Below are 23,386 nucleotides of genomic sequence, written 5' to 3' on the forward strand. Positions count from 1 at the left end.
CCTGCCCGGCGGCGGGAACGGCGCTCGCGGCCGCCGGAGCCGGCCCGGGTCACTCGCCGCCGCGCGCATGGCGCCGTACGGTCAGTGGGACGAAGACCGCGAGCAGCACCGCCGACCAGGCGAGCGTGCCCGCCACCGGGTGGGTGACCGGCCAGGCGGCGTCGGCGGGCGCTGATGCGTTGCCGAACAGGTCGCGGGTGGCGCCGGCCATGGCACTGATCGGGTTCCACTCCGCGACCGTCCGCAGCCAGCCCGGCAGGTTGTCGGTCGGGATGTACGCACTGGACAGCAGGGGCAGGATGAACGTGGCGCTGCCCAGCTGGCCCGCAGCCTCCTCGTTCCGGATGAGCAGGCCCAGCCAGCAGCCGGCCCATGACGTCGCGAACCGGAAGAGCAGCAGCAGCCCGAACGCGCCGAGCGCCGCCGTCGGACCGCCCTCGATCCGCCAGCCCACCGCGAGCCCGACGAGGACCAGTGGCACCGTGCCGACCGCCGTGGTCAGCAGATCGGCCGCGGTCTGGCCGAGCGGGACGGCGGACCGGCTCATCGGCAGTGTGCGGAACCGGTCCATCACCCCGCGGTGGCAGTCCTGCGCGGACTGGAACATCCCGGTCATGATGCCGTTCGCCGCCGTTGCCGCGAGCAGTCCCGGCACCAGGAACGCGCGGTACTCCTGGCCGGGCACGGCCAGGGCGCTGCCGAACACGTAGCCGAAGAACAGCAGCATTGTGATCGGCATGGTCTGGGTCAGGATCACCACGCCCGGGGCTGCTTTGATCCGCTGCAGATGGCGGGCCAGCACGGCCAGGCTGTCGGCGACCGGGGTGCTCGTGGCGGGTCCGGTGCGCCGTTCATGGGCCAGTACGGTGCTGCTCATGCTGCCGTCTCCTTCAGGGGCGGGGAGGTGCGGCCGTCGCCGCGGCCGGTCAGGCGGAGGAAGACCTCGTCGAGCGTCGGCGGGCGCAGGGTCGCATCGATCAGCGGTACGCCGGCCGCGTCGAGTTCGCGGACGATACGGGGGAGGGTGAGCGTGGCGTCGGTCGCGACGGCGCCCACGGTGCGGCGTTCCTGGTCGAGCACCGGTTCGGCGCCGGTGAGCTGGTCGAGGACGGCCGCCGCCGGGATCAGCGCCGATACCTGGGGGACGACCACCTCGGCGTACGAACCGATGAGAGCCTTCAGTTCGGCGGGGGTGCCGCGGTGGGCGGTCCGGCCGCGGTCGATCAGCACGATGTCGTCGGCCAGCTGATCGGCCTCCTCCAGATACTGCGTGGTCAGCAGGACGGTCGTGCCCCGGCCGGCCAGTTCGCGTACCGCCGCCCAGATCTGGTTACGGCTGTGCGGGTCGAGTCCGGTGGTCGGCTCGTCCAGGAAGAGCACCTTCGGCCGGGTGAGCAGGCTGGCGGCGAGGTCGAGGCGGCGGTGCATGCCGCCCGAGTAGGTACGGGCCGGGCGGTCGGCGGCGTCGGTCAGCTCGAAGCGTTCCAGGAGCTCGTCGGCGCGGATGCGCGCGGCCTCGCCGCGGAACCGCAGCAGCCTGGCGAAGAGCCGCAGGTTCTGCCGGCCGGTGAGCTCGCCGTCGACCGAGGCGTTCTGCCCGGTGACACCGATCGCCGCGCGGACCGAGCCCGCTTCGCGCACCACGTCGTGCCCCGCGACCCTGGCGCTGCCGCCGTCCGGGGCCGTCAAGGTGGTGAGCACCCGGACAGCGGTGGTCTTGCCCGCGCCGTTCGGCCCCAGCACCCCGCAGACGGCGCCCTCGGCGACAGCGAGATCGAGTCCGCGCAGGGCATGGACAGTGCCGTAATGCTTCTCCAGACCTTCACTAAGTACAGCGTACGTAGTTGTCATGCGGCCCACCGTATCGCACTACGTACGGTGTACGTAACTAGGATGGGGAGCGAGGTGATGACCGATGGTGGGGCGACCCGCTGTACCCGAAGTGATCTGGGCGCGCCCCGAGCGTGCGGGCCGCGGCCCCAGGCCTGCGTTCAGCCGCGCCGACATCGCGGCGGCCGCCGTCCGCATCGCCGATGCGGAGGGCTTCGACGCGGTGTCCATGCGGAAGGTCGCGGCGGAGCTCGGCTGCGGCACGATGTCGCTGTACAACTACGTGCCACGCAAGGAGGACCTGTACGAGCTGATGCTCGACGCGGTCAGCGGCGGGTACGAGTTCCCGGAGCCGTCCGGCGACTGGCGTGCCGATCTCATCGCGCTGGCCCATCAGGCCCGCGCGATGATGCACCGCCACACCTGGGTGCCGCGGCTCATGTCACCCGTGTACGGCTTCAGCCCGAACGCGCTGCGGTATCTGGAGTACACGCTCAGCTGCCTGGACGGGGTCGACGCACGGTTCGGCGAGAAGATGGAACTCATCGCCATGGTCAACGGCGTGGTGACCACCTATGTGGCCAACGAGATCGCCACGGCGGAGCGCAGCCGGTCGCTGCCCTGGTCCGAGGAGCAGGAGCACGCCGCGCGCACCGGCTATCTGATCAGCCAGATCGCGACCGGGAAGTATCCGCGGATGGCGGCGGGATTCGCCGAAGACCCCGGGCCGATCGATCTGGACGGGGTCTTCGACCGGGCATTGCACCGGGTACTGGACTCGTTCGACCGGTAGCGCGGGTGTGCCCCGATGCCGTCACAGCAGCGCGAACTGCCCTTCCGGCCCTTCCTCCTGGTGATCGAGCACCGACGCGGGCCGCCGGGCCGTCGCCGCGACCGGCAGCACACCTGCCGCCCGCAGGTCACCGGTGGTGAGCTGCGGGCCGCCGGTCAACGCCTGCTGCCGGGGCCGGAGTTCGGCGAGCAGAGCCAGCAAGGTGATCAGTTCCAGCAGCTCCGAGGTCCACTCCTGGGGCCAGCCCCGGGGCCGTATCGCTTCCAGACCGTCCGCCCCGTCCGCGGCCGTCCGCCGCTCGAACCACAGCTCCAGCATCCGCACCCCGCCCACCCGGAACTCCCAGGCCCCCGCAGGTACGGGCGAGATGCGTCCCATGCCCAGCAGAAGCGCCTCGTCGTCGGGGTCGTACTCCAGCGTGCCCGGCGCGGCCGGTACCGCGGCCCGCACATAGGGGCGCCGCCCACCGGGCAGCCGTGGGCGTTCCCCGCCGCGGGCGCCGCGCAGCTGCAGCCGTATGAGCTCCCTGCCCAGCTCCACCCCGGCCGACCAGCGCGCGGTGTCGGCGGGCAGCGGCACCGCACAGCCGGCGGGGGAGTGGCGGGCGGCCGCGACCGTCCAGGCCAGCACGGACTCGGCGGTGACCGCGTCCCCGTGGCGGGTGCGCAGCAGGGCGAGCAGACCGGGCGCCAGATTCGGTTCGATGCCGTCCGGCCGCCGGTAGAGCGGCCGGATCCGGCCTGGCCGTCCGGCCGGGGAGTGCCCGTCGGGCAGCAGCGCCGTCACGGACAGGGCGGGTCCGGTGTCCTGTGGTACGAACCCGTGCTCGACGGCGAAAAGCTGGTGGCCGTCGGCGACCCGCCACAGCTCGGGGCGGGCGGCGTCGATCAGCCGGTGGTCGGGGATCAGCCACTGTTCGTCGAACGGGCCGTGCAGGATCCGCACCGGCTCCGGGCACGGCCCGGACTCCCGGGCGAACCGGCCGGTGGAGGTGGCCCGACCGGGCAGAGCGCCGACCGCGGTCTGCGGCGTGCGGGACCGCGTGGGACGGAACAGCCGGTCGCGCTCGGCACCTTCTGCGCGGACCAGCCGATCCCAACGGGCCCTGAGAGAACCGGCATCCGGGGCGGTCACCCAGGTGCGCCCGGTGCGCAGGGGCCGTACCGACCATGGCATGAGGTCGTCGAGCAGCGGGATGTCGTCGTCCCCGCCGGCTCCGGCGCCCGTCCGTGCTGCCACCGTGTCGTCCTCCCCGTCGCCACGTCTGCCCGCCCCCGGCATCGTAACGGCGCGGCGCGAGGGCGGCCGGTCAGTGGGCCTCGACCGTCACCGAGAACGAGAACCGGTCCCCCCGGTACCGGATCTGTGCCACATCGACCACTCGGCCGTTCTCGTCGTACGTGACCCCCGTGTAGAACAGGATCGGGCTCAGCAGCGGCACCTGGAGGAGCTCGGCGGTCGCCGGGTCGGCGAGCCGCGCCTCGACGGTGTCCGTGATCCGCGCGATCCGGACACCGACGCGGTCGCGCAGCACCTTGGTCATCGGCCACCGCTCGAGATCCGCGGCATCGAGCCGGGCCGCGACCTCGGGATGCACGGCGTTCTCCGCCCAGTTGGTGGGCTCGCCGCTGTCGCCGTCGCAGCGCAGCCGCCGGTAGCCCATCACTTCCGCGCAGTCCGGGAAGTACTCCGCGAGATCGCCCGGCAGCGCCAGCGGACCGTGGTCGAGCACCGTGGTCCGCTCGCCCGACTGCTGGGCGACGATCGCATCGACGGAGCCGAGCAGCCGCACCGGTGACACCCGCCTGGCACGCGGCTCGATGAAGGTGCCACGCCGTCGGTGCCGGCTGATCAGCCCCTCCGTCTCCAGTTCCTTGAGCGCCTGCCGCATCGTGAGGACGCTGACGCCGTAGTGCGCGGCAAGCTGTTCCTCGGTCGGCAACCGCAGCGAGGCGTCCTGGGTGCGGCCGAGTATGGAGGCGCGCAGCGACTGCGAGACCTGGTACCACAGCGGCAGTTTGCGGTTCAGGATCAGCGAGTCGGGGGCGAAGGCCGTCGCCTGTGGGCTCTGGGGCAGCTGAGGCACCTGGGTCACCTGGACTCTCCGTACTGCGACACTGCGGACGCGACGAGCGGGCGGAGGCCGGGAAGCGCGGGCTTCACCTATGGCCGGAAGTTGCGTTCGAGACCCTGCCACACGTCGTCGTACCCGCGCTGCAGATGGTCGGCGGCTGCCGCCTGCCCGGTCGCCGTGACCGGCCAGCGGGTCTCGAACATGAAGGCAAGACCGTCGTCGATCTTCTGTGGCTTCAGCTCCGCCGCGCTCGCCCGGTCGAAGGTCTCCCGGTCCGGGCCGTGCGCCGACATCATGTTGTGGAGCGAGCCGCCGCCCGGCACGAAGCCGCCCTTGCCCGCCGTCTTCGCGTCGTACGCGCCCTCGATCAGTCCCATGTACTCGCTCATCACATTGCGGTGGAAGTACGGCGGCCGGAACGTGTCCTCGCCGACCAGCCAGCGCGGCGCGAAGACGACGAAGTCCACACCGGCCAGACCGGGGGTGTCGGACGGTGAGGTCAGCACCGTGAAGATCGACGGGTCGGGGTGGTCGTAGCTGATGGAGCCGATGACATTGAAGCGGTGCAGGTCGTAGACGTACGGGGTGTGGTTGCCGTGCCAGGCGACGACGTCGAGCGGGGAATGGTCGTACGTCGCGGACCAGAGGTTGCCGCAGAACTTGTTGACCACCTCGACCGGGCGGTCCCCGTCCTCGTACGCCGCTACGGGGGCGAGGAAGTCACGGGCATTGGCCAGGCCGTTGGCGCCGATCGGCCCGAGGTCGGGGAGGGTGAACGGCCTGCCGTAGTTCTCGCAGACATAGCCGCGGGCCGAGTCGTCGAGGAGCTCCACGCGGAAGCGCACGCCGCGGGGGATCAGCGCGACGTGGCCGGGTTCGGCGCGCAGCAGGCCCAGTTCGGTACGGAGCAGCAGGCCGCCGCGCTCCGGGACGATCAGCAGTTCGCCGTCGGAGTCGCTGAACACCCGGTCCGTCATGGCCGTGTTGGCGTGGTAGAGGTGCACCGCCATGCCGGTGCGCTGGGCGGCGTCGCCGTTGCCGCCGAGGGTCCACAGGCCTGCCAGGAAGTCCGTTCCGGGAGCGGGTTCGGGCAGCGGGTCCCAGCGCAGCCGGTTCGGATCGGGGACGGATTCGGTGAAGGGGGCGGTACGCACCGCGCCGTTGTCGACCCGGACGAACGGCGGGTGGGCGGCCGAGGGGCGGATCCGGTAGAGCCACGAACGGCGGTTGTGGGCGCGCGGTTCGGTGAAGGCCGAACCGCTCAGCTGCTCGGCGTAGAGCCCGAGGGGCGCTCGCTGCGGCGAGTTGCGGCCGTGCGGCAACGCCCCCGGGACCGCCTCGGAGCTGTGCTCGTTGCCGAAACCCGCGGAGTGCGCAAGCGCTTCCGCCGTCTTCCTCGCCTGCTCGATGCCGCTGGTGCCGCCCATGCCGCGCTCCCGGTGCCGAAGAAATCCTATGGACCACCGTAGGAATCAGATCGTGGCACGTCAACGGGGCGGGGCGGTGGCGCGTCGCGGATTCCTGGCGGGGCCGTGCCGGAAATCTCTCGGTCCGCCGTGCGCAGGGGGTTCCAAAAGCTGAACAATGCTCTACTCTCCCGCACATGTCGTGGACACGAAGACTTCTGGTGGTCCTGGTGGCGCTGGCCGCCGCACTCCTCGCGGCCCCGGCCGCCCAGGCGCACGAGGAACGGCCGGTCACCCTCCCCGACGGCTCCGGCAGCGTCCCTGTGCACCGCGCCGGCGAACCCGATCTGCTGGTCTGCAAGAGCGACCGGGCCGACTTCGAACGACGGATATCCGGCTTCCCGGCCGAGCTCCGGACCCGCAACCTCGGACTCTTCGACCGGTGCCAGAAGTCCGGCTACCGGCATCTGCAACAGGCCGTCGACACGGTCGACAGACCCGGCATGAGCATCGCGATCCTGCCCGGCCTGTACGAGGAGGAGCCCTCGCTGCCCGGGCCGACGGGGGAGTGCGCGAGGCTCAAGGCGCCCAACTCGCAGCTCGGCTACCAGATCCTGTCGTACGCACAGCAGAAGCAGTGTCCGCACAACCAGAACCTGGTGGCGATCCTCGGCAAGAAGCAGCTGCAGATCGAGGGGACCGGGGCCGAGCGCACCGACGTCGTCATCGACGCCAAGTACCAGAAGCTCAACGCGATCCGCGCGGACGGCTCCGACGGCATCTACTTCAAGAACTTCACCGCCCAGCGCACCACGTTCAACTCGCTGTACGTGCTCGCGCAGGACGGCTTCGTCATCGACGACGTCCTCACCCGGTGGAACGACGAGTACGGCTTCCTCACCTTCGCCAGTGACCACGGGCTGTACAAGAACTGCGAGTCGTACGGCAACGGCGACTCCGGCATCTATCCCGGCAGCGCGTCGGACATCAACGACGGTTACGGCTATGACGTACCGCGCTACTCGATCGAGATCACCGGCTGCCGCAGCCACCACAACATGGTCGGCTACTCCGGCACCGCGGGCGACTCCGTCCACGTCCACGACAACGAGTTCGACCACAACATGGGCGGCGCCTCGATGGACAGCGCCTTCCCGGGCCACCCGGGACTCCCGCAGAACCATGCGCGCTTCGAACGCAACCTGATCCACGACAACAACGCCGACTACTACCCGTACGTCGCCGACGGCACCTGCGCCAAACCGCCCGTGGAGCGAGGCTACGAGGACGGCGTCGTCTGCCCGCAGATCTCCATGCCGCCGGGCACCGGCATCATCACCGCGGGCGGCAACTGGAACATCTACGAGAACAACTGGATCTACGGACAGCGGCGCGCCGCCTTCTTCCTGAGCGCCGTCCCCGCCTTCATCCGCGGCGAGAACGCCCTCGCGAAACAGACCGACACCTCGCACCACAACCGGTACGCGGGCAACCACCTCGGCACGGACAAGGCGGGCCGCTCCCGGCCCAACCGCGCCGATGTGTGGTGGGACGGCCAGGGCGACGGCAACTGCTGGCAGTCGGACACCGGACCCTCCACACCGCGCTCGCTGCCCGAGTGCGGGGCGGCGCGCGGCGCGGTCTCGGGCCGCACCGATCGGCTCATGGGCGAACCGGTCAAGATCGCCCAGTTGCTGGTCTGCGCCGACTACAACGTGCAGGCGCGTCGGCTGCCGGCCGGCTGCGACTGGTACGGCGCGCACGGCATCGAGCGCATCGAGGTGCAGATCGCGCTGAGTGCCGCCCTGGTGCTCGTACTGGTCGGCGGGGTGCTGTGGTGGCGGCTGCTGCGGCACAGCCGGCTCGCCACAGCGGCCACGCTGCTCGGCGGGATCGGCCTCGGGCTGGATGTGGCCGGTGCGACGACGGGCCTCGCCTCCTCCTATCTGCCTGCGGTGGCGCTGCTGCTGACCGGGGCGTGGTGGACCGGCATCGGGCTCGTGCTGCGCGGCGAGCGGCCCGGACTGGGCTGGACCACGATGGTGCTGGGCGCCCTGACACTGCTCGACGCCTTCGACAAGGCTGTCCTGATGATCCCGTGGATCCCGGTCGGCCCGGCCTGGGTACGCGGCCTCGTCGGCGTCGTCTGGGTGGTGTGGGCGGTGGCGGCTTCGGCGCGGCACAGCGAAAGGGCGGCCGGAGAGGGAGCGGACCGGGGGCCGGACGCGGACGCCCGTGCGGCAGGCACACGGGACGGCGGCGGGACGGGGGCCGGTGCGGGTGCACGGTCCGGACCGGCGGATTCCGGGCCGGGCACGGATTCCGGGTCCGACCGGCGCGCGGGGCCGGACGGGGGCCGGTCATGAAGCGCTTCCCCAGCCCCCTGCGGCTCAACACGCTCAACAGGCGCGCGGCTTTCCCCCGCATCGCCGTCGCCCTCCTCACCGCGGGCACCCTCGCGTTCGGTGCGACTGCCTGCGGCGGACGGGCGACCACCCACCACCGGCCCGGCACCAGCCATGAGCAGGCCGTCGGCAGCGTCGGCCGGCTCCTCACCGCCGACGACGGATCAGGCCACCGGCTCCGGCAGATCGGCGCCGAGGGCGCCCCCGCGGTGACCGTCGCCGTACGGCCGGACTCCGAGGACGGATGGAACGTCCATCTCTCCGTACGGAACTTCAGGTTCACCCCGGACAGCGTCGGAGGCGCGGCGCTCCTCGGACGCGGCCACGCCCGACTCCTCCTGGACGGTCACCCACTGGCCCGGCTGTACGGCCCCTGGTACCACCTCCCGAGCTCCCTCGTCCGCGCTGCGGGCGGCGGCCGCACCCTCACGGCCCGGCTGTACGCCGACGACCACACCGCCTGGGCCGTGCACTCCACACCGATTCAGGCCACCACCCCACTCACCGCCACGGCTTCCGTCGGCACGCCCGCCGAGCCCCGTCCCGACCGGACTCTGGAGATCGCCATCTCGCACGGCAAGGTCAGCCCCGCTCCCGGCCGCACCGAGCTCAAGAAGGGGCAGCGCATCGAGTTGCGCATCCGCACCGACCGCGCGGACACCCTCCACGTCCACGGCTACGACAAGGAAGCGCGTCTGCCCGCCGGGCGGACCACCACCCTCACCCTCACCGCCGACCGCACCGGACTCTTCGAGGTCGAGACCCATGAGTCCGATCTGCTCCTGACCCAGCTCGTCGTGCGGTGAGGGTCCTCGCGCACGGCATCGGCTCCCAGCACGACCTGCCACTGTCCCCCTTCTACGCATTCGCCGGTGCTTTCGCCGCCCTCTTCGTCTCCTTTCTCGCCCTCGGCCTGCTCTGGTCCGGCTCCCGGTTCCGCGGCGACCGGGCGGGCCGTCCGCTTCCGGTCGCCCTCCAGCGCCTTGCCGACGCCCGCCCCGCCCGTGCGGTCGCGCGCGTCCTCGGCCTGGCCGCCGCCCTGTTCGTCCTCCTCCATCTCCTCCTCGGGCCGGACGGGCCGGAGCGCAACCCGGCCCCGGGCGCCGTCTATGTGCTCCTCTGGGTCGGGCTCGTCCCCGCCTCGCTCCTCCTCGGTCCCGTCTGGCGACTCCTCAACCCCCTGCGCACGCTCCACCTTCTCGTCTGCCGCGCACTCGGCCGGGACCCGGATGCGGGCCGCCCCCTCCTCGTACACCTCGGTCTGTGGCCCGCCGCGGCCGGACTCCTCGCCTTCACCTGGCTCGAACTCGTCGCCCCCGACCCCGCGTCGTCCACCGCCCTCCTCCTCTTCTTCGGGCTCCACGGCGTGGTCCACCTCGCGGGCGCGGCCCGCCACGGCGCCCGCTGGTTCGAGCACGCCGACGCCTTCGAGGTCTACTCCGGCCTGCTCGCCCGGCTCTCGCCCCTCGGCCGCCGGCCCGCCGACCGCCGACTCGTCCTGCGCTCCCCGTTCAACGGACTCGACGCCGTCCCGCAGACCGCCGGTCTCGTCGCCACCGTCTGCGTCATGCTGGGCTCCACCGCCTACGACGGCTTCTCCGACGCCCCCTCGTGGATCACCACCGTCCAGACCTCACCCCTGGGCCGCACCACGGCGGCCACGCTCGGACTGCTCGCCGCCGTCACCCTCGTCGCCGCCCTGTATGCCCTCTGCGCCGGTGCCACCCGTCTGATCTCCGGTCAACTCCGCCACCCCCTCACCGCCTTCGCGCACTCGCTCGTCCCGATCGCCCTCGGCTATCTCGTCGCCCACTACTTCACACTCTTCGTCATCGAAGGACCACGTACGGTCATGATGGCGCTCGGCACTGACAACCCGGTGCCGCCCGAACCGCCCCTGGCCCCCGGCGGCCTCGCCACGCTCCAGGTCGCCGCGATCGTCATCGGGCACGTCCTCGGCGTGGTCGCCGCCCACGACCGGTCCGTCCGTCTCTTCCCGCCCGCCCGCGCCGTCGCGGGGCAACTCCCCCTGCTGGCCCTGATGATCGCGTACACCATCGGCGGGCTGACCCTGCTCCTCGCCTGACCGCAGGCGCGCACCCGCACCTCCCGCAGAGGAGAGCCACGGCATCATGGAGCCCGTGCCCCATGCGAATACGAACCTCCGCCGTGCCCCCGTGCAGCAGCGAAGCGCCGAACGCCTCGCCCGGATACTCGACGCGTGCGCCGAACTCCTCGACGAGACCGGTTACGAGATGCTCTCCACCCGGGCCGTCGCCGCCCGCGCGGAAGTCCCGATCGGATCCGTCTACCGGTTCTTCTCCAACAAGCGCGCCCTCGCCGACGCCCTGGCCCGGCGCAACCTGGACAGCTACGCGGAGCGCATCACCGGCCGCCTGGCCACCATCCCGGCCGCCGACTGGCGCAGCGCCATCGACGCCGTGCTCGACGAATACCTGGAGATGAAGCGCTCCGTCCCCGGCTTCGCCCTCGTCGACTTCGGCGCCCCGGCCCCCGTGGACGACCCGGCCTCCGACGCCAACCACCGGGTTGCGGACCGGCTCGCCCAGCTGCTCTCCGGCCATCTGGGGCGCACCCCTGACGAGGATCTGCTCCGGTCGATCCTGGTCTGCGTCGAAGCCGCCGACGCGCTCCTGCGACTCGCTTTCCGCACGGACCCGTCGGGCGATCAGGCGATCGTCGGCGAGACGCGTGTCCTGATCCAGGCGTACCTGGCGCGGGTCCTGGACTGAACCCGGCCCCGCACGGCACCTCGTCCCACGAGTACGTCACCGCATCGCACCCCGCTACGCCGGCATCCGGCGGCCCCTGCCCGGCAACATCGCCGCGACAACACCTCCCCATCATGCGTACCGGTCGGTATGCTCGGCCGTGCTTGCCCACGTTCGCGTGCCACCGCCGTTGCCGCCCCGGGGAGGGCCCATGCCGCACGACTCCAGCAGTTCCGGCGAGTCCCGTACCGCCCTGCGCGTCTGTCCCCTGTGCGAAGCCACCTGCGGGCTCACCCTCACCATCGAGGGGACACGGGTCACCGGCGCCCGCGGCGACCGGGACGACATCCTCAGCCAGGGCTTCATCTGCCCCAAGGGCGCCTCCTTCGGTGGGCTGGACGCCGACCCCGACCGGCTCCGCACCCCTCTCGTCCGTAGGAACGGCGTGCTGCAGGAAGCCAGTTGGAGCGAGGCGTTCGACGCGATCGCCGCCGCCCTCCCCGCACTGAGCGCGCAGCACGGGCAGCAGGCCGTCGGGCTCGTCCTCGGCAACCCGAACGTGCACACCATGGCCGGCGCGCTCTACCCGCCCGCCCTGCTCGCCGCGCTCCGCACCCGGGCCTTCTTCACCGCGAGCACCCTCGACCAGATGCCCAAGCACGTCTCCAGCGGACTGCTCTTCGGCGACCCGAACGCCATCGCGGTGCCGGACCTCGACCGCACCGGCCATCTGCTGCTCCTCGGCGCCAACCCGCTGGAATCCAACGGCAGTCTCTGCACGGCACCCGACTTCCCGGGCAAGCTCAAGGCGCTGCGGCGTCGTGGCGGCACCCTCACCGTCGTCGACCCGCGCCGCACCCGCACCGCCCGCCTCGCCGACCGGCATGTCGCCATCCGCCCCGGAGCCGACGCCCTCCTGCTCGCGGCACTCACCCACGTGCTCTTCGAGGAGAAGCTCACCGACCCCGGCGCGCTCGCCGACCATCTCGCAGGAATCGACGAAGTAGCCGAGGCCGTCCGGGAGTTCACGCCAGAGGCGGTTGCCGGGGCGTGTGACGTGGACGCCGCGACCATCCGTACGATCGCCCGCGAGCTGGCCGCCGCCCCCACGGCCGCCGTCTACGGGCGCATCGGCAGTTCCACCGTCGCGCACGGCACCCTCGCCAGCTGGCTCGTCGACGTCCTCAACATCCTCACCGGCAACCTCGACCGCCCCGGTGGCGCCCTCTTCCCGCTCTCCGCCACCTCCCGCGCTCCCCGGCCCGCCGCTCCCGGCAAGGGCTTCACCCTCGGACGGTGGGCGAGCCGCGTCTCCGGACATCCCGAGGCCAAGGGCGAACTGCCCCTCGCCGCCCTGGCCGAGGAGATCGAGACCCCGGGGGAGGGACGGATCCGCGCCCTGATCGTCCTCGCCGCCAACCCCGTACTCTCCGCACCCGACGGCGACCGCCTGGACCGGGCGCTCGGCGAGCTGGACTTCATGGTGAGCGTCGACCCCTACCTCAACGAGACCTCGCGCCACGCCCATGTGGTGCTGCCCCCGCCGCCGCCCTCGCAGAGCGCCCACTTCGACTTCGCGTTCAACGCGCTCGCCGTGCGCAACCAGGTCCGCTACACCCGTCCCGCCGTCCCGCTCGGCGACGGCCTGATGGACGAGAGCGAGATCCTCGCGCGGCTCGTCCTCGCCGTCTCCGGGATGCACGGAACGGACGCGTCCGCCGTCGACGCGACGATCATCGACCGGGTGCTGTCCAAGGCCGTCGCCGATCCGCTCTCACCCGTGCACGGCCGAGTCCCCGCCGAACTGGCCGCCGCGCTCACCGGCCGCACCGGACCGGAACGCCGGCTCGACCTGATGCTCCGCCTCGGCCCGTACGGTGAAGGCTTCGGTGCCGACCCCGACGGCCTCACCCTGGACCGGCTGCTCGCCCACCCGCACGGCATCGACCTCGGCCCGCTCCGGCCCCGCATCCCACAGGTCCTGACCACCCGCAGCGGCCGCATCGAACTCCTCCCCGCGCCGATCGCCGCCGACCTGCCGCGGCTCCGCAGCGCCCTCGCCCACCGGCCGGGAGCCGACGCGCTCGTCCTCGTCGGCCGCCGCCATCTGCGCTCCAACAACAGCTGGATGCACAACGTCGCCGCGCTGGGCGGCGGTACGAACGTCTGCACCCTCCAGATGCACCCGGCCGACGCGGCCCGGCTCGGCCTCGCGGACGGCGCCGCCGCCACGATCACTGCGGCCGGCGGCGCACTGACCGCACCCGTGGAGATCACCGAGGGCGTACGGGCCGGTGTGGTGAGCCTCCCGCACGGATGGGGACACGACCGGCCCGGCACCCGGATGTCCGTCGCCTCCGTGGTCCCCGGCGTCAACGTCAACCAGCTCCTCGACGGCACTCTGCTCGACCCGCTGTCCGGCACCGCCGTTCTCAACGGCATCCCCGTCGCGGTGGCCCCCAGTGCCGCACCAAGTCGCTGACCTGGGGTTTTGCTCGTATTGCTCACGTGTCAACGTCTTGTTAACGCTACGAGGGGCGACCTAACGTCATCCGGACCGCCGACTCCGGTGGGAGTTCAAGGGTGAACGATAGGTATCCCACATGCTGACAATCCTCGGCTTTGCCATGATTGCGACCTTTCTGGTCCTGATCATGATGAAGAAGATGTCGCCGATCGCGGCGCTGGTCCTGATCCCCGCACTGTTCTGTGTCGCCGTCGGGAAGGGGGCCGAGCTCGGCGACTACGTGATCGACGGCGTGGGCAATCTCGCGCCGACCGCCGCGATGCTGATGTTCGCCATCGTCTACTTCGGTGTGATGATCGACGTCGGTCTCTTCGATCCGATCGTCCGGGGCATCCTGCGCTTCTGCAAGGCCGACCCGATGCGGATCGTCGTCGGTACGGCGGTTCTCGCCGCGATCGTCTCGCTGGACGGCGACGGCTCCACCACCTTCATGATCACCGTCTCGGCGATGTACCCGCTCTACAAGCGCCTCAAGATGAGCCTGGTCGTGATGACCGGTGTCGCCGCCACGGCCAACGGTGTGATGAACACCCTGCCCTGGGGCGGTCCCACCGCCCGCGCCGCCACCGCGCTCAAGCTGGACGCGGGCGACATCTTCGTCCCGATGATCCCCGCGCTCGGCGTCGGACTGCTCGCGGTCATCGCCCTCGCGGTCGTCCTCGGCCGGCGCGAGCGCAAGCGGCTGGGCATCCTCACCCTCGACGAGGCCGTGGCCCAGGAGCCCGAGACCGTCCTCGTCGGCGCGGGAGCCGGCGGCGGCGACCGCACCCGCAAGGCGTCCGGCGGAGCGGGTACGGGCGCCGATGCCGAGCGCACCACGGTGGCCCACGACGGCGATGCGGACGACGACGAGGGCTTCAAGGGTCTCGACCCGAACCGTGCCACCCTGCGGCCCAAGCTCTACTGGTTCAACGCCGGGCTCACTGTCGCCCTCCTCACCGCGATGATCATGGAACTGATGCCGATCCCGGTGCTCTTCCTGCTCGGTGCCGCGCTCGCCCTCACCGTCAACTTCCCCCACATGTCCGACCAGCGGGCCCGCATCGCGGCCCACGCCGACAACGTCCTCAACGTCTCCGGCATGGTCTTCGCCGCCGCAGTCTTCACCGGTGTGCTCTCCGGTACCGGCATGGTCGAGCACATGGCGGACTGGCTCGTCGGCGCGATCCCGGACGGCATGGGCCCGCACATGGCGCTCGTCACCGGCATCCTGAGCATTCCGCTCACCTACTTCATGTCCAACGACGGCTTCTACTTCGGCGTCGTCCCCGTGCTCGCCGAGGCCGGTGCCGCCCACGGTGTCTCCCCGCTGGAGATCGCCCGCGCCTCCCTGGTCGGCCAGCCGCTGCACATGTCGTCCCCGCTGGTCCCCGCGGTCTACGTGCTCGTCGGCATGGCGAAGGTCGAATTCGGCGACCACACCAGGTTCACCGTCAAATGGGCCGCGGTCACCTCCCTGGTGGTGCTCTGCGCCGGCCTCCTCTTCGGCATCATCTGATCATGACCGACACGACCGAGCCCGGCAGGAGCTGGCTGCTGCGCCTCGTCATCGCCTTCGCCTTCGCGCAGGGGGCGGTGTCGATGGCGCGGCCCGCCGTCTCCTACCGGGCTCTCTCGCTCGGCGCGGACGAGCGCGCCATCGGCGTGATCACCGGGGTGTACGCGCTGCTGCCGCTCTTCGCCGCCGTCCCGCTCGGACGCCGGACGGACCATGGCAGGTGCGCACCTCTGCTGCCCCTCGGTGTCGTCCTGATCGCGGGCGGCTGCGCCCTCAGCGGTACGTCGGGCTCCCTCCCGGCGCTCGCGGCGTGGAGCGGTGTGATGGGGCTCGGCCACCTCTGCTTCGTCATCGGCGCCCAGTCGATCGTCGCGCGGCAGTCCTCCGCGGCCGAACAGGACCGCAACTTCGGCCACTTCACCATCGGTGCCTCCCTCGGCCAGCTCATCGGGCCGATCGCCGCGGGGTACGTCATCTCCGAACGGGACGGTGCCCTGGCCCGTACGAGCGCACTCGCCCTGGTCGTCTCGGCGGCCGTCGCCGCCGCGTCGTTCGTCTCGCTCCGGCGCATCGAGCACCGCACCGCGCCCGGCGCCCGCGCGGCGGCCCGGGCCGACAAGGTGCCCGTCGGCCGCATCCTGCGTACCCGCGGTGTTCCGGCCGGCATCTTCATCAGCCTCGCCGTGCTCTCCGCGACCGACATCCTCACCGCCTATCTGCCGGTCGTCGGCGAGCACCGCTCCATCGCCCCCGCCACCATCGGCCTGCTGCTCAGCCTGCGGGCCGCCGCCACCATCGCCTGCCGTCTGGTGATGACGCCGATGCTGCGCGTCCTGGGCCGTACGACGCTGCTCACGGCGACCTGTCTGCTGGCCGGTCTGCTCTGCGCGGGCATCGCCCTGCCGGTCCCCGTCTGGGCGCTCGCCACGATGCTGGCCGTGCTCGGCTTCTGTCTCGGCGTCGGCCAGCCGCTGTCGATGACCACCGTCGTCCAGGCGGCCCCGGCGGAGGCACGCTCCACCGCGCTGGCCCTCCGGCTGACCGGCAACCGGCTCGGCCAGGTCGCGGCCCCCGCGTCCGCCGGTGCGATCGCGGGCGTCGCGGGCACCGCCGCGCCGTTCGTGATGCTGGGTGCGCTTCTCCTCGCGGCGGCGGGGCTGGGGATCCGCGGAGGGCGTGCCCGTACGGCCGGCGCGGCCCCGGTCGTGTCCGGGTCACGGCCCGGAAATCCCTCGTTGAACCGGAATCGCGCCTGACACTTCCGGCTCATCCACCCCAGTACTGCACAACCTTTGCACGAGTCATTCCCACCACCCCGACCGGTGGGCTAATTTCAGCGCACTGCAGCCGCTCCCCACCGCGCCACTTCACCAGCCACCCGGGCGGAACCACATGACTCGCGCGATCTCCCTGCACAACGTCAGCAAGGCGTACGGACGGTCCCCACGTGCCGTCGACCGCTTCTCGCTCTCCATCGACCCCGGCGAATTCGTCGTCCTGCTGGGCCCGTCGGGGTGCGGCAAGTCGACCGTGCTCCGCATGATCGCCGGCCTGGAGGAGATCACCGAGGGCGAGCTCCTGCTCGACGGCGAACCGGCCAACGACATAGAGCCCCGCGAACGCGGCATGGCCATGGTTTTCCAGAATTTCGCGCTCTACCCGACCATGACCAACCGGGCCAACATCGGTTTTCCGCTGAAGCTGGAGAACCCGCGCCAGGACAACAGGGAGCGCATCGAGAACACGGCCAGGCTGCTCGGCATCGAAAGCGTCCTCGACCGCTACCCCGGCCAGCTCTCCGGCGGTGAGCGCCAGCGCGTCGCCATGGGGCGGGCCATCTCGCGCCAGCCCTCCGCGTTCCTGATGGACGAGCCGCTCTCCAACCTCGACGCGAAGCTGCGCAACCATCTGCGGGCCGAAATATCGCAGCTCACCAGGGAGTTGGGCGTCACCACCGTCTATGTGACGCATGATCAGTCCGAGGCGATGTCCCTCGGCGACCGGGTCGCCGTGATGCGTGGCGGACGGCTGCAGCAGGTCAGCCCGCCGCGCGAGGTCTACGCCCTGCCGGAGAACGTCTTCGTCGCCGCGTTCATCGGCACCCCGCGCATCAACCTCCTCCAGGCCGTCGTCCACGCCCCCCTCGAAGGGCGCATGTCGATCGACCTCGGCCGCCAACGGCTGCCGCTGCCCGAACCGCTCAGCCCCGACCACCAGTTGCTCCGCATCCAGCAGGGTCGCCAGATCATCGTCGGACTGCGCTCGGAGGCGGCCAGAATCGCCGCGCCCAGCCAGGCCCGCCCCGGCGAGGTCGCACTGAGCGGCATCGTCGAGCACGTCGAGTACCAGGGCCACGAAGCGCTGGTCCACCTCAACACCGGGTCACAGCCCACCGTGGTGCCCGACCTCGAATCGGCCCGCCCGGGCCGGGCCGCCCCGCGCCGCCGCCGCGCCGCCGGTGGTGCCGGATCGCGCGGTGGAGTCGGCGTCCTGGAACGGCTGAGGGAACGCGCCACCGGCCACATCAGCGGCCCCGTCGTCACCCTCGACGATCCGGTCCCCGATTTCGAGCAGCCCGCCACCCGCAGCCCCGACCGCCCCGCGATCACGTCCAGCGACCTCGTCGTCCGTACCGGCCCCGACATGCGGCTGCGCATCGGCGGACAGGTCCCGCTCCTGGTCGACCTCGCGCATCTGTACGTCTTCGACCACTACGGCCGCCGGATCTGCCCCCTGCCCAAGGACATTCCGGGCCTCGACGTGTAGCCCGTCTCCGCAGGACCGGTCCGCGCGGACCGGGACGGTTGACCTCAAGTCCGCTGGAGGTCGTACGTTCCTTCCATGAGTATGGAAGCCACCGCGTGGACGCAGCTCCACAACGTCATGACCGCGCAGCAGGACCGCCGCCCCTTCGACCGCACCACCTTGCGGCGCATCGCCGCGTTCGCCCGCCCGCACCGGCGCCGGGTCGCCCTGTTCCTGGCGCTGAGCGTGGCGACCGCGCTGCTCGCGGTCGCCACCCCCGTCCTTGCCGGGCACGTCGTGAACGCGATCGTGACCGGCAAGGAGGCGGGGACCGTCACGCGGCTGGCCGTGCTCATCGCCGTGATCGCCGTCGCGGAGGCGGGACTCGGGCTGGCCGGCCGCTGGCTGTCGGCGACCCTCGGTGAAGGGCTGATCCTCGACCTGCGGACCGCCGTCTTCGACCATGTGCAGCGCATGCCGATCGCGTTCTTCACCCGTACCCGCACCGGCGCGCTCGTCAGCCGCCTCAACAACGACGTCATCGGGGCCCAGCGCGCCTTCAGCAACACCCTGTCGGGCGTCGTCAGCAACGTGGTCACACTGCTTCTCACCCTCGGCGTGATGCTCAGCATCTCCTGGCAGATCACCGTACTCGCGCTGGTCCTGCTGCCGGTGTTCGTGCTGCCCGCACGCCGGATGGGAACGCGGATGGCGAGACTCCAGCGCGAAGCCGCGGCCCACAACGCCGCGATGGGCACCCGGATGACCGAGCGCTTCTCCGCGCCCGGCGCGACCCTGGTCAAACTCTTCGGCCGGCCCGCCGACGAGTCTGCCGAATTCGCCGCCAGGGCGGGCCGCGTACGGGACATCGGGGTCCGCACGGCCATGGCCCAGTCCGCGTTCATCACGGCGCTCACCCTGGTGTCGGCGCTGGCACTCGCCCTGGTCTACGGGCTCGGCGGGTACTACACGCTGCGCGGCCGACTGGATGCCGGAGAGGTCGTCGCGCTCGCCCTTCTGCTGACCCGGCTGTACGCGCCCCTCACCGCTCTCGCCGGAGCACGCGTCGAGGTGATGAGCGCGCTCGTCAGCTTCGAGAGGGTCTTCGAGGTCCTCGACCTCAAGCCGCTCATCGAGCAGAAGCCGGATGCGCGGGCGGTACCGGAGGGGCCGGTGTCCGTGGAGTTCGACAACGTGCGCTTCGGCTACCCGTCCGCCGACAAGGTCTCCCTCGCCTCGCTCGAGGACGTCGCCACCCTGGACACCCGGGGCGGTACCGAGGTGCTGCGCGGGATCTCCTTCCGCGCCGGACCCGGCCAGACGGTGGCCCTGGTCGGATCGTCCGGCGCGGGCAAGTCGACCATCGCCCAGCTGCTGCCCCGGCTGTACGACACGGACGAGGGTTCCGTACGCATCGGCGGCATCGACGTACGCGACCTGACCGCCGACACCCTGCGCGACACGCTCGGCATGGTCACCCAGGACGGCCACCTCTTCCACGAGTCGGTCCGCGCCAACCTCCTCCTCGCCCGCCCCGGGGCCACCGAGGAGGACCTCTGGGACGCACTGCGCCGCTCGCGGCTGGACGGCCTGGTCGCCGCGCTGCCCGACGGCCTCGACACCGTCGTCGGCGAACGCGGCTACCGGCTCTCCGGCGGCGAACGCCAGCGGCTCACCATCGCCCGGCTGCTGCTGGCCCGCCAGCGTGTTGTGATCCTCGACGAGGCCACCGCCCACCTGGACAACACTTCCGAGGCGGCCGTCCAGGAGGCCCTGGCCGAGGCGCTCCAGGGACGCACCGCGGTGGTGATCGCCCACCGGCTCTCCACCGTACGGGCCGCGGACCTCATCCTCGTCGTGGAGAACGGGCAGATCGTGGAGCGGGGTACCCACGACGAACTCCTTACCGAAGGAGGCCGGTACGAGGAGCTCTACCGCACCCAGTTCGAGCGTCCGGGCGCGGAGCCGGCGGAGCTCGGCTGACAGGCGGGGCCGCCGGTGCCGAGGGTCAGCCGGGGAATCCCGGACGGGTGGCCCAGTCTGCCCCGGCGGCCTGCTCCACCGCGAACGCCCCTGCCGGATAGGGGAGTTCCGCCGCGAGGGCGGCAGCCCGGCCGAACTCCTCGCGCGCCTCCCGGGCCCGGCCCAGTGTGGCGAGGGCCGCCGCGTGAACCGTGCGGGCGTCGGTCGACGACAGCTGCTCGCCTGCCCTTTCGGCGCGTGCGGCCTCATCCGCCGCCAGTCGCACCGCACGCTCGGGGCGTCCCGACAGCAGCTCCGCCCACGCCAGCAGTGCGGCCGAGCCGGGACCGCTGTCGTCGGCCGGCAGGGCCAGAGCCTCCCGCGGGCGGCCCGCGCGCACCAGGAGTTCGGCCTGCGCCGTCCGTACCTCGTACACCGCCTGCCGGTCGCCCTGCGCCTCGGCCACTTCCGCGGCGCGGGCCAGCAGCTCCGCGGCGCCCGGTTCATCCGTCCTCATCCGGAACCGGGCCAGTGCGGCCAGCGCGTACGGCGTGCACCATGCGGGCTGCCCGTCGGTCTCCCGTGCCGCGGCCTCCGCATGCTCCCGCGCCTCCGTGAACTCCCGTAGCAGCAAATGGAGTTCCGCGAGGTTGGCCCGCTCGAAGGCGACCGCGGTCGGGTCGCCGGTGTGCTCGGCGAGCCGCTGGGCCCGCCGGCCGAAGGAGACCGCCTCGGCCAGCCGGCCCGATCGCCGGGCATGCTCGCGTAGTACGGAGACGACGGTGGCCAGCAACTCCTGGTCGCCGTACGCCTCGGCATGCGGCAGGGCCAGATCGGCCGCCTCGCGGGCCTGCGCGAACCGGCCCGCGAGACCGAGCGAGGTCGCCTGCATCCCCAGGGCCCGGGCCAGCAGCCCCCGGCGTTCGCTGCCCGCGATGGCGTCCGCGGCGTCCTGCGCGGTACGGGCGGCGGTGTGCGCCGACGCATACCGGCCGGTCACGAACCGCAGGACCGCCGCCGCCAGATGGTGGGTCGCGGCGGCCAGCGGCAGGGTGCGCGGACCGGGCGGGTAGGTGCGCAGCAGCTCCTCGCCCTCGTCGGTGCCGCGGTACTTCACCAGCACCTCGGTCAGCCGGGCGGCGGCCAGCACCTGACCGTCCTCGTCGCCGCGCCGGACCATGTCGTCCAGCGCCTCGCGCAGCACCGCCGCCGCCTCCTGGTAGCGGGCCATCCGGCGCAGCACGACGGCGCGGTCGATCCGTGCCTGCGCCGCGTCTGAGGCCAACGCGTCGAGCCGGGCGGTCAGTTCGGCGTAGTAGCGGTCCGCAGTGTCATTGGCGCACAGGGCGGCCGCACGCTCGGCGGCCTGCCGCAGATAGTGGGTGGCCCGCGGGTCGTCGGCGCGGGCCAGATGCGAGGCCAGGGTGTCGACGGCGTCCGGCCTGCGCCGCAGCACCGCCTCCGCGTACGCCGAGTGCAGCTGCCGGCGACGGGCCGCGGACAGGCCGTCGTAACAGGTCAGCCGCACCAGCGGATGCCGGAACGCGAGACCGGGCATGGGCCGGCCGCCGACCACCACGGTCCGCTCCGCCACCACCGACGCCGCGACCGCCGCGTCAACGGCGTCCGTCGCTTCGGCGGACGACAGGGGCGGATGGAGCCCGTGCTCGGCCATGTCGAGCACCTCGGACAGCGCGGCGCCGCCGCCTGCCACGGAGACGGCCTCCACGACCCGGCGCGCCGCCGGTCCCAGCCGTGCCAGCCGGGCGGCCACCAGCTGCCGCACGCCCTCCGGCGCGCTGAGCGCGGCGGGGTCCGCACCCTCGTGGACGGTCCGGGCCAGTTCCAGGGCGAAGAGGGGGTTGCCCAGCGACAGCTCCCAGACCCGGTCGAGCCCGGTCCTGGCACCTGCGTCCGCCGCGATCGCCAGACACTGCGCACGGTCGAGCCGCCCCAACTCCAGCGTGCGGGCCAGTCCTTGACGCACCAGCCCGTCCAGCGCGGTGCGCCTGGGGTCCACCGCCGCGAACTCCTCGGCCCGGTACGTCACGGCGAACCGCCAGTCCGCGCCGGTGGCCACCGCCCGCCGGGCCAGATGACTGAGCAGCTGGTACGTCCCCGCGTCGGCGGCGTGCAGATCGTCCAGCACGAGCAGCACCGGCGCGGTGGCCGCCAGATCGCCCAGCAGCCCGGCCGTCGCCCGGAACAGCCGGTCGCGCTGTTCCTCCGGGCTGCGTTCCGCCCCCGCATCGATCTGGCCCAACGAGGGCAGCAACGAGGCGAGTTCGGGGTACTCGCCACCGATCCTGGCCCGTTCGGCGGACGGCCGGTCGGCCATCCAGGCGTCCAGTGCCTCGACGAAGGCGCCGTACGGCGTGTGGCCCTCGGCGTCATGGCCCGCGCCCCACAGCACGGTCGTCCCGTCCTCGGCCGCCCGCCGGGCCGCCTCCGCCGCCAGCCGGGTCTTGCCCACCCCGGCCTCACCGCCGACGAGGCGCACCGGGGGCCCGTCGGCGGCCAGCAGCACGCCGAGTTCATCGGCCCGGCCCCGCAGCGGCGGGCCCGGCGGGGTGCGTATCGCGGCCGGCAGCACGGGAGCGGACACGGCGGGAAGCAGGGTCGTGGACGCGTCCAGCGCGAGCAGATGCAGCTGTTCGGTGGCTGGGCCCGGGCGTACGCCGAGCTCCGCGTCGAGCGCCTCCCGGCACAGGTGGTACTGGCGCACGACCTGCCGGCGGAGCCCCTGGCGCAGATAGGCGTCCATCAGCACCCGGTGGGCACGCTCCTCGGCCGGCGCGGCGGCCACGGCACGCAACGCCACCTCGGTGGCCAATTCGGTCTCGCCGTCCGCGAGATGGGCCTCGGCGAGCGCCAGCCGTACCCGGTCGCACATCGCGGAGAGCTCCTCGCGCCGGGCCTCGGCCCAGGGTGCGTACCGGTCCTCGGGCAGCAGCTCGCCGGTGAACGCGGCGAGCGCGGCGGCCAGCGCCTCGGCCGTACCGTCGGCCAGGGCGCGCTCGGCCAGGGTTTCGGCCTCGTCGGCGTCGATCATCACGGTCTGCGGATCGAGCCGCAGCAGTGTGCCCTCGCCGGTCAGATAGGAAGAGGAGGCGCGGGGGGCCAGCTCCGGTTCCAGGGCGCGGCGGGCGGCGTGCAGGGCCACGCGCAGGCTGCCGAGCGCGGACGACGGGTCGGCGTCGGGCCAGCAGATGTCCATGGCCTGTTCGCGGTGGAGGCTGTGGCCGGGCGAGATGGCGAGGAGCTTGACGAGGGCGCGGGCGCTGGGGCGGGGCCACTTGTCGGCGAGTGGCGCACCGCCATCACGTTCCACCTTGAAGCCGCCGAAAAGGTACACACGAAGCAAAGGGGGTTCCCCGGTGGAACCTGCGTCGTGTGTGAATGCCCTGGCCATAG

General features: G+C 72.2%; 16 protein-coding genes. 10 read left to right on the forward strand and 6 right to left on the reverse strand.

Going from position 1 to position 23,386, the window contains the following annotated elements; translation table 11 throughout:
* Positions 1-49: 49 nt before the first annotated feature.
* The gene (locus OG878_RS30860) at positions 50-877 is read right to left on the reverse strand and encodes an ABC transporter permease (protein ID WP_328889808.1); all 828 of its coding nucleotides are present in this window, start codon (positions 875-877) and stop codon (positions 50-52) included.
* Positions 874-1,851 carry an ATP-binding cassette domain-containing protein gene (locus OG878_RS30865; protein WP_328889809.1) on the reverse strand — a complete coding sequence of 326 codons (978 nt, stop codon included), beginning with the start codon at positions 1,849-1,851 and terminating at the stop codon, positions 874-876. The genes OG878_RS30860 and OG878_RS30865 overlap by 4 nt, the downstream gene beginning before the upstream one ends.
* Before the next feature lie 64 nt (positions 1,852-1,915).
* On the opposite strand from OG878_RS30865, the gene OG878_RS30870 reads away from it, so the two are divergent.
* Positions 1,916-2,623: a TetR/AcrR family transcriptional regulator gene (locus tag OG878_RS30870; RefSeq protein ID WP_327366496.1), complete on the forward strand. Its 708-nt coding sequence runs from the start codon at positions 1,916-1,918 to the stop codon at positions 2,621-2,623.
* 21 nt (positions 2,624-2,644) lie between these two features.
* Here OG878_RS30870 and OG878_RS30875 read toward each other — a convergent pair whose 3' ends face one another.
* The 3 genes from OG878_RS30875 to hmgA all read right to left on the reverse strand — a co-directional run bounded on the left by OG878_RS30875 (position 2,645) and on the right by hmgA (position 6,124).
* Entirely contained in the window at positions 2,645-3,862 is a 1,218-nt protein-coding gene (locus OG878_RS30875) for a type ISP restriction/modification enzyme (protein WP_328889810.1), read from the reverse strand.
* A gap of 70 nt (positions 3,863-3,932) precedes the next feature.
* On the reverse strand, positions 3,933-4,718 hold the full coding sequence (locus OG878_RS30880; RefSeq protein WP_328889811.1) for a GntR family transcriptional regulator: 786 nt from the start codon (positions 4,716-4,718) through the stop codon (positions 3,933-3,935).
* A gap of 68 nt (positions 4,719-4,786) precedes the next feature.
* On the reverse strand, positions 4,787-6,124 hold the full coding sequence (hmgA, locus tag OG878_RS30885) for a homogentisate 1,2-dioxygenase (RefSeq protein WP_328889812.1): 1,338 nt from the start codon (positions 6,122-6,124) through the stop codon (positions 4,787-4,789).
* A gap of 176 nt (positions 6,125-6,300) precedes the next feature.
* On the opposite strand from hmgA, the gene OG878_RS30890 reads away from it, so the two are divergent.
* The 9 genes from OG878_RS30890 to OG878_RS30930 all read left to right on the forward strand — a co-directional run bounded on the left by OG878_RS30890 (position 6,301) and on the right by OG878_RS30930 (position 19,993).
* Positions 6,301-8,469, forward strand: a complete 2,169-nt coding sequence (locus tag OG878_RS30890; protein ID WP_328889813.1) for a right-handed parallel beta-helix repeat-containing protein — start codon at positions 6,301-6,303, stop codon at positions 8,467-8,469.
* Positions 8,466-9,314: a hypothetical protein gene (locus OG878_RS30895; protein WP_328889814.1), complete on the forward strand. Its 849-nt coding sequence runs from the start codon at positions 8,466-8,468 to the stop codon at positions 9,312-9,314. The genes OG878_RS30890 and OG878_RS30895 overlap by 4 nt, the downstream gene beginning before the upstream one ends.
* Positions 9,311-10,594, forward strand: coding sequence for a hypothetical protein (locus OG878_RS30900; protein WP_328889815.1), 1,284 nt, complete (start codon positions 9,311-9,313; stop codon positions 10,592-10,594). Before OG878_RS30895 ends, OG878_RS30900 begins: the two co-directional genes overlap by 4 nt.
* A gap of 46 nt (positions 10,595-10,640) precedes the next feature.
* Positions 10,641-11,261 (forward strand): TetR/AcrR family transcriptional regulator, encoded by a 621-nt coding sequence (locus OG878_RS30905; protein ID WP_328889816.1) that lies wholly within the window; start codon positions 10,641-10,643, stop codon positions 11,259-11,261.
* 190 nt (positions 11,262-11,451) lie between these two features.
* Positions 11,452-13,722, forward strand: coding sequence for a molybdopterin-dependent oxidoreductase (locus OG878_RS30910; RefSeq protein ID WP_328889817.1), 2,271 nt, complete (start codon positions 11,452-11,454; stop codon positions 13,720-13,722).
* 121 nt (positions 13,723-13,843) lie between these two features.
* Positions 13,844-15,265, forward strand: a complete 1,422-nt coding sequence (locus tag OG878_RS30915; protein WP_328889818.1) for a CitMHS family transporter — start codon at positions 13,844-13,846, stop codon at positions 15,263-15,265.
* A gap of 2 nt (positions 15,266-15,267) precedes the next feature.
* Positions 15,268-16,521: an MFS transporter gene (locus OG878_RS30920; protein ID WP_328889819.1), complete on the forward strand. Its 1,254-nt coding sequence runs from the start codon at positions 15,268-15,270 to the stop codon at positions 16,519-16,521.
* Between the two features lie 136 nt (positions 16,522-16,657).
* The gene (locus OG878_RS30925) at positions 16,658-18,031 is read left to right on the forward strand and encodes an ABC transporter ATP-binding protein (RefSeq protein ID WP_328889820.1); all 1,374 of its coding nucleotides are present in this window, start codon (positions 16,658-16,660) and stop codon (positions 18,029-18,031) included.
* Positions 18,032-18,106: 75 nt separating this feature from the next.
* Positions 18,107-19,993: an ABC transporter ATP-binding protein gene (locus tag OG878_RS30930; RefSeq protein WP_328889821.1), complete on the forward strand. Its 1,887-nt coding sequence runs from the start codon at positions 18,107-18,109 to the stop codon at positions 19,991-19,993.
* A 25-nt stretch (positions 19,994-20,018) separates the two neighbouring features.
* Here the strand turns inward: OG878_RS30930 and OG878_RS30935 are convergent, their stop codons facing one another.
* Positions 20,019-23,327: an ATP-binding protein gene (locus OG878_RS30935; RefSeq protein ID WP_328891442.1), complete on the reverse strand. Its 3,309-nt coding sequence runs from the start codon at positions 23,325-23,327 to the stop codon at positions 20,019-20,021.
* Positions 23,328-23,386: the final 59 nt, after the last annotated feature.

Source organism: Streptomyces sp. NBC_00316 (assembly GCF_036158715.1).
In the GTDB taxonomy this organism is placed as follows: domain Bacteria; phylum Actinomycetota; class Actinomycetes; order Streptomycetales; family Streptomycetaceae; genus Streptomyces.

Bases quoted from the DNA above. Each gene is read 5' to 3' on its own strand.
- OG878_RS30860 (WP_328889808.1), bottom strand. From the start codon at position 877: ATGAGCAGCACCGTACTGGCCCATGAACGGCGCACCGGACCCGCCACG.
- OG878_RS30865 (WP_328889809.1), bottom strand. From the start codon at position 1,851: ATGACAACTACGTACGCTGTACTTAGTGAAGGTCTGGAGAAGCATTAC.
- OG878_RS30870 (WP_327366496.1), top strand. From the start codon at position 1,916: ATGGTGGGGCGACCCGCTGTACCCGAAGTGATCTGGGCGCGCCCCGAG.
- hmgA (WP_328889812.1), bottom strand. From the start codon at position 6,124: ATGGGCGGCACCAGCGGCATCGAGCAGGCGAGGAAGACGGCGGAAGCG.
- OG878_RS30890 (WP_328889813.1), top strand. From the start codon at position 6,301: ATGTCGTGGACACGAAGACTTCTGGTGGTCCTGGTGGCGCTGGCCGCC.
- OG878_RS30895 (WP_328889814.1), top strand. From the start codon at position 8,466: ATGAAGCGCTTCCCCAGCCCCCTGCGGCTCAACACGCTCAACAGGCGC.
- OG878_RS30905 (WP_328889816.1), top strand. From the start codon at position 10,641: ATGGAGCCCGTGCCCCATGCGAATACGAACCTCCGCCGTGCCCCCGTG.
- OG878_RS30910 (WP_328889817.1), top strand. From the start codon at position 11,452: ATGCCGCACGACTCCAGCAGTTCCGGCGAGTCCCGTACCGCCCTGCGC.
- OG878_RS30915 (WP_328889818.1), top strand. From the start codon at position 13,844: ATGCTGACAATCCTCGGCTTTGCCATGATTGCGACCTTTCTGGTCCTG.
- OG878_RS30920 (WP_328889819.1), top strand. From the start codon at position 15,268: ATGACCGACACGACCGAGCCCGGCAGGAGCTGGCTGCTGCGCCTCGTC.
- OG878_RS30925 (WP_328889820.1), top strand. From the start codon at position 16,658: ATGACTCGCGCGATCTCCCTGCACAACGTCAGCAAGGCGTACGGACGG.
- OG878_RS30930 (WP_328889821.1), top strand. From the start codon at position 18,107: ATGAGTATGGAAGCCACCGCGTGGACGCAGCTCCACAACGTCATGACC.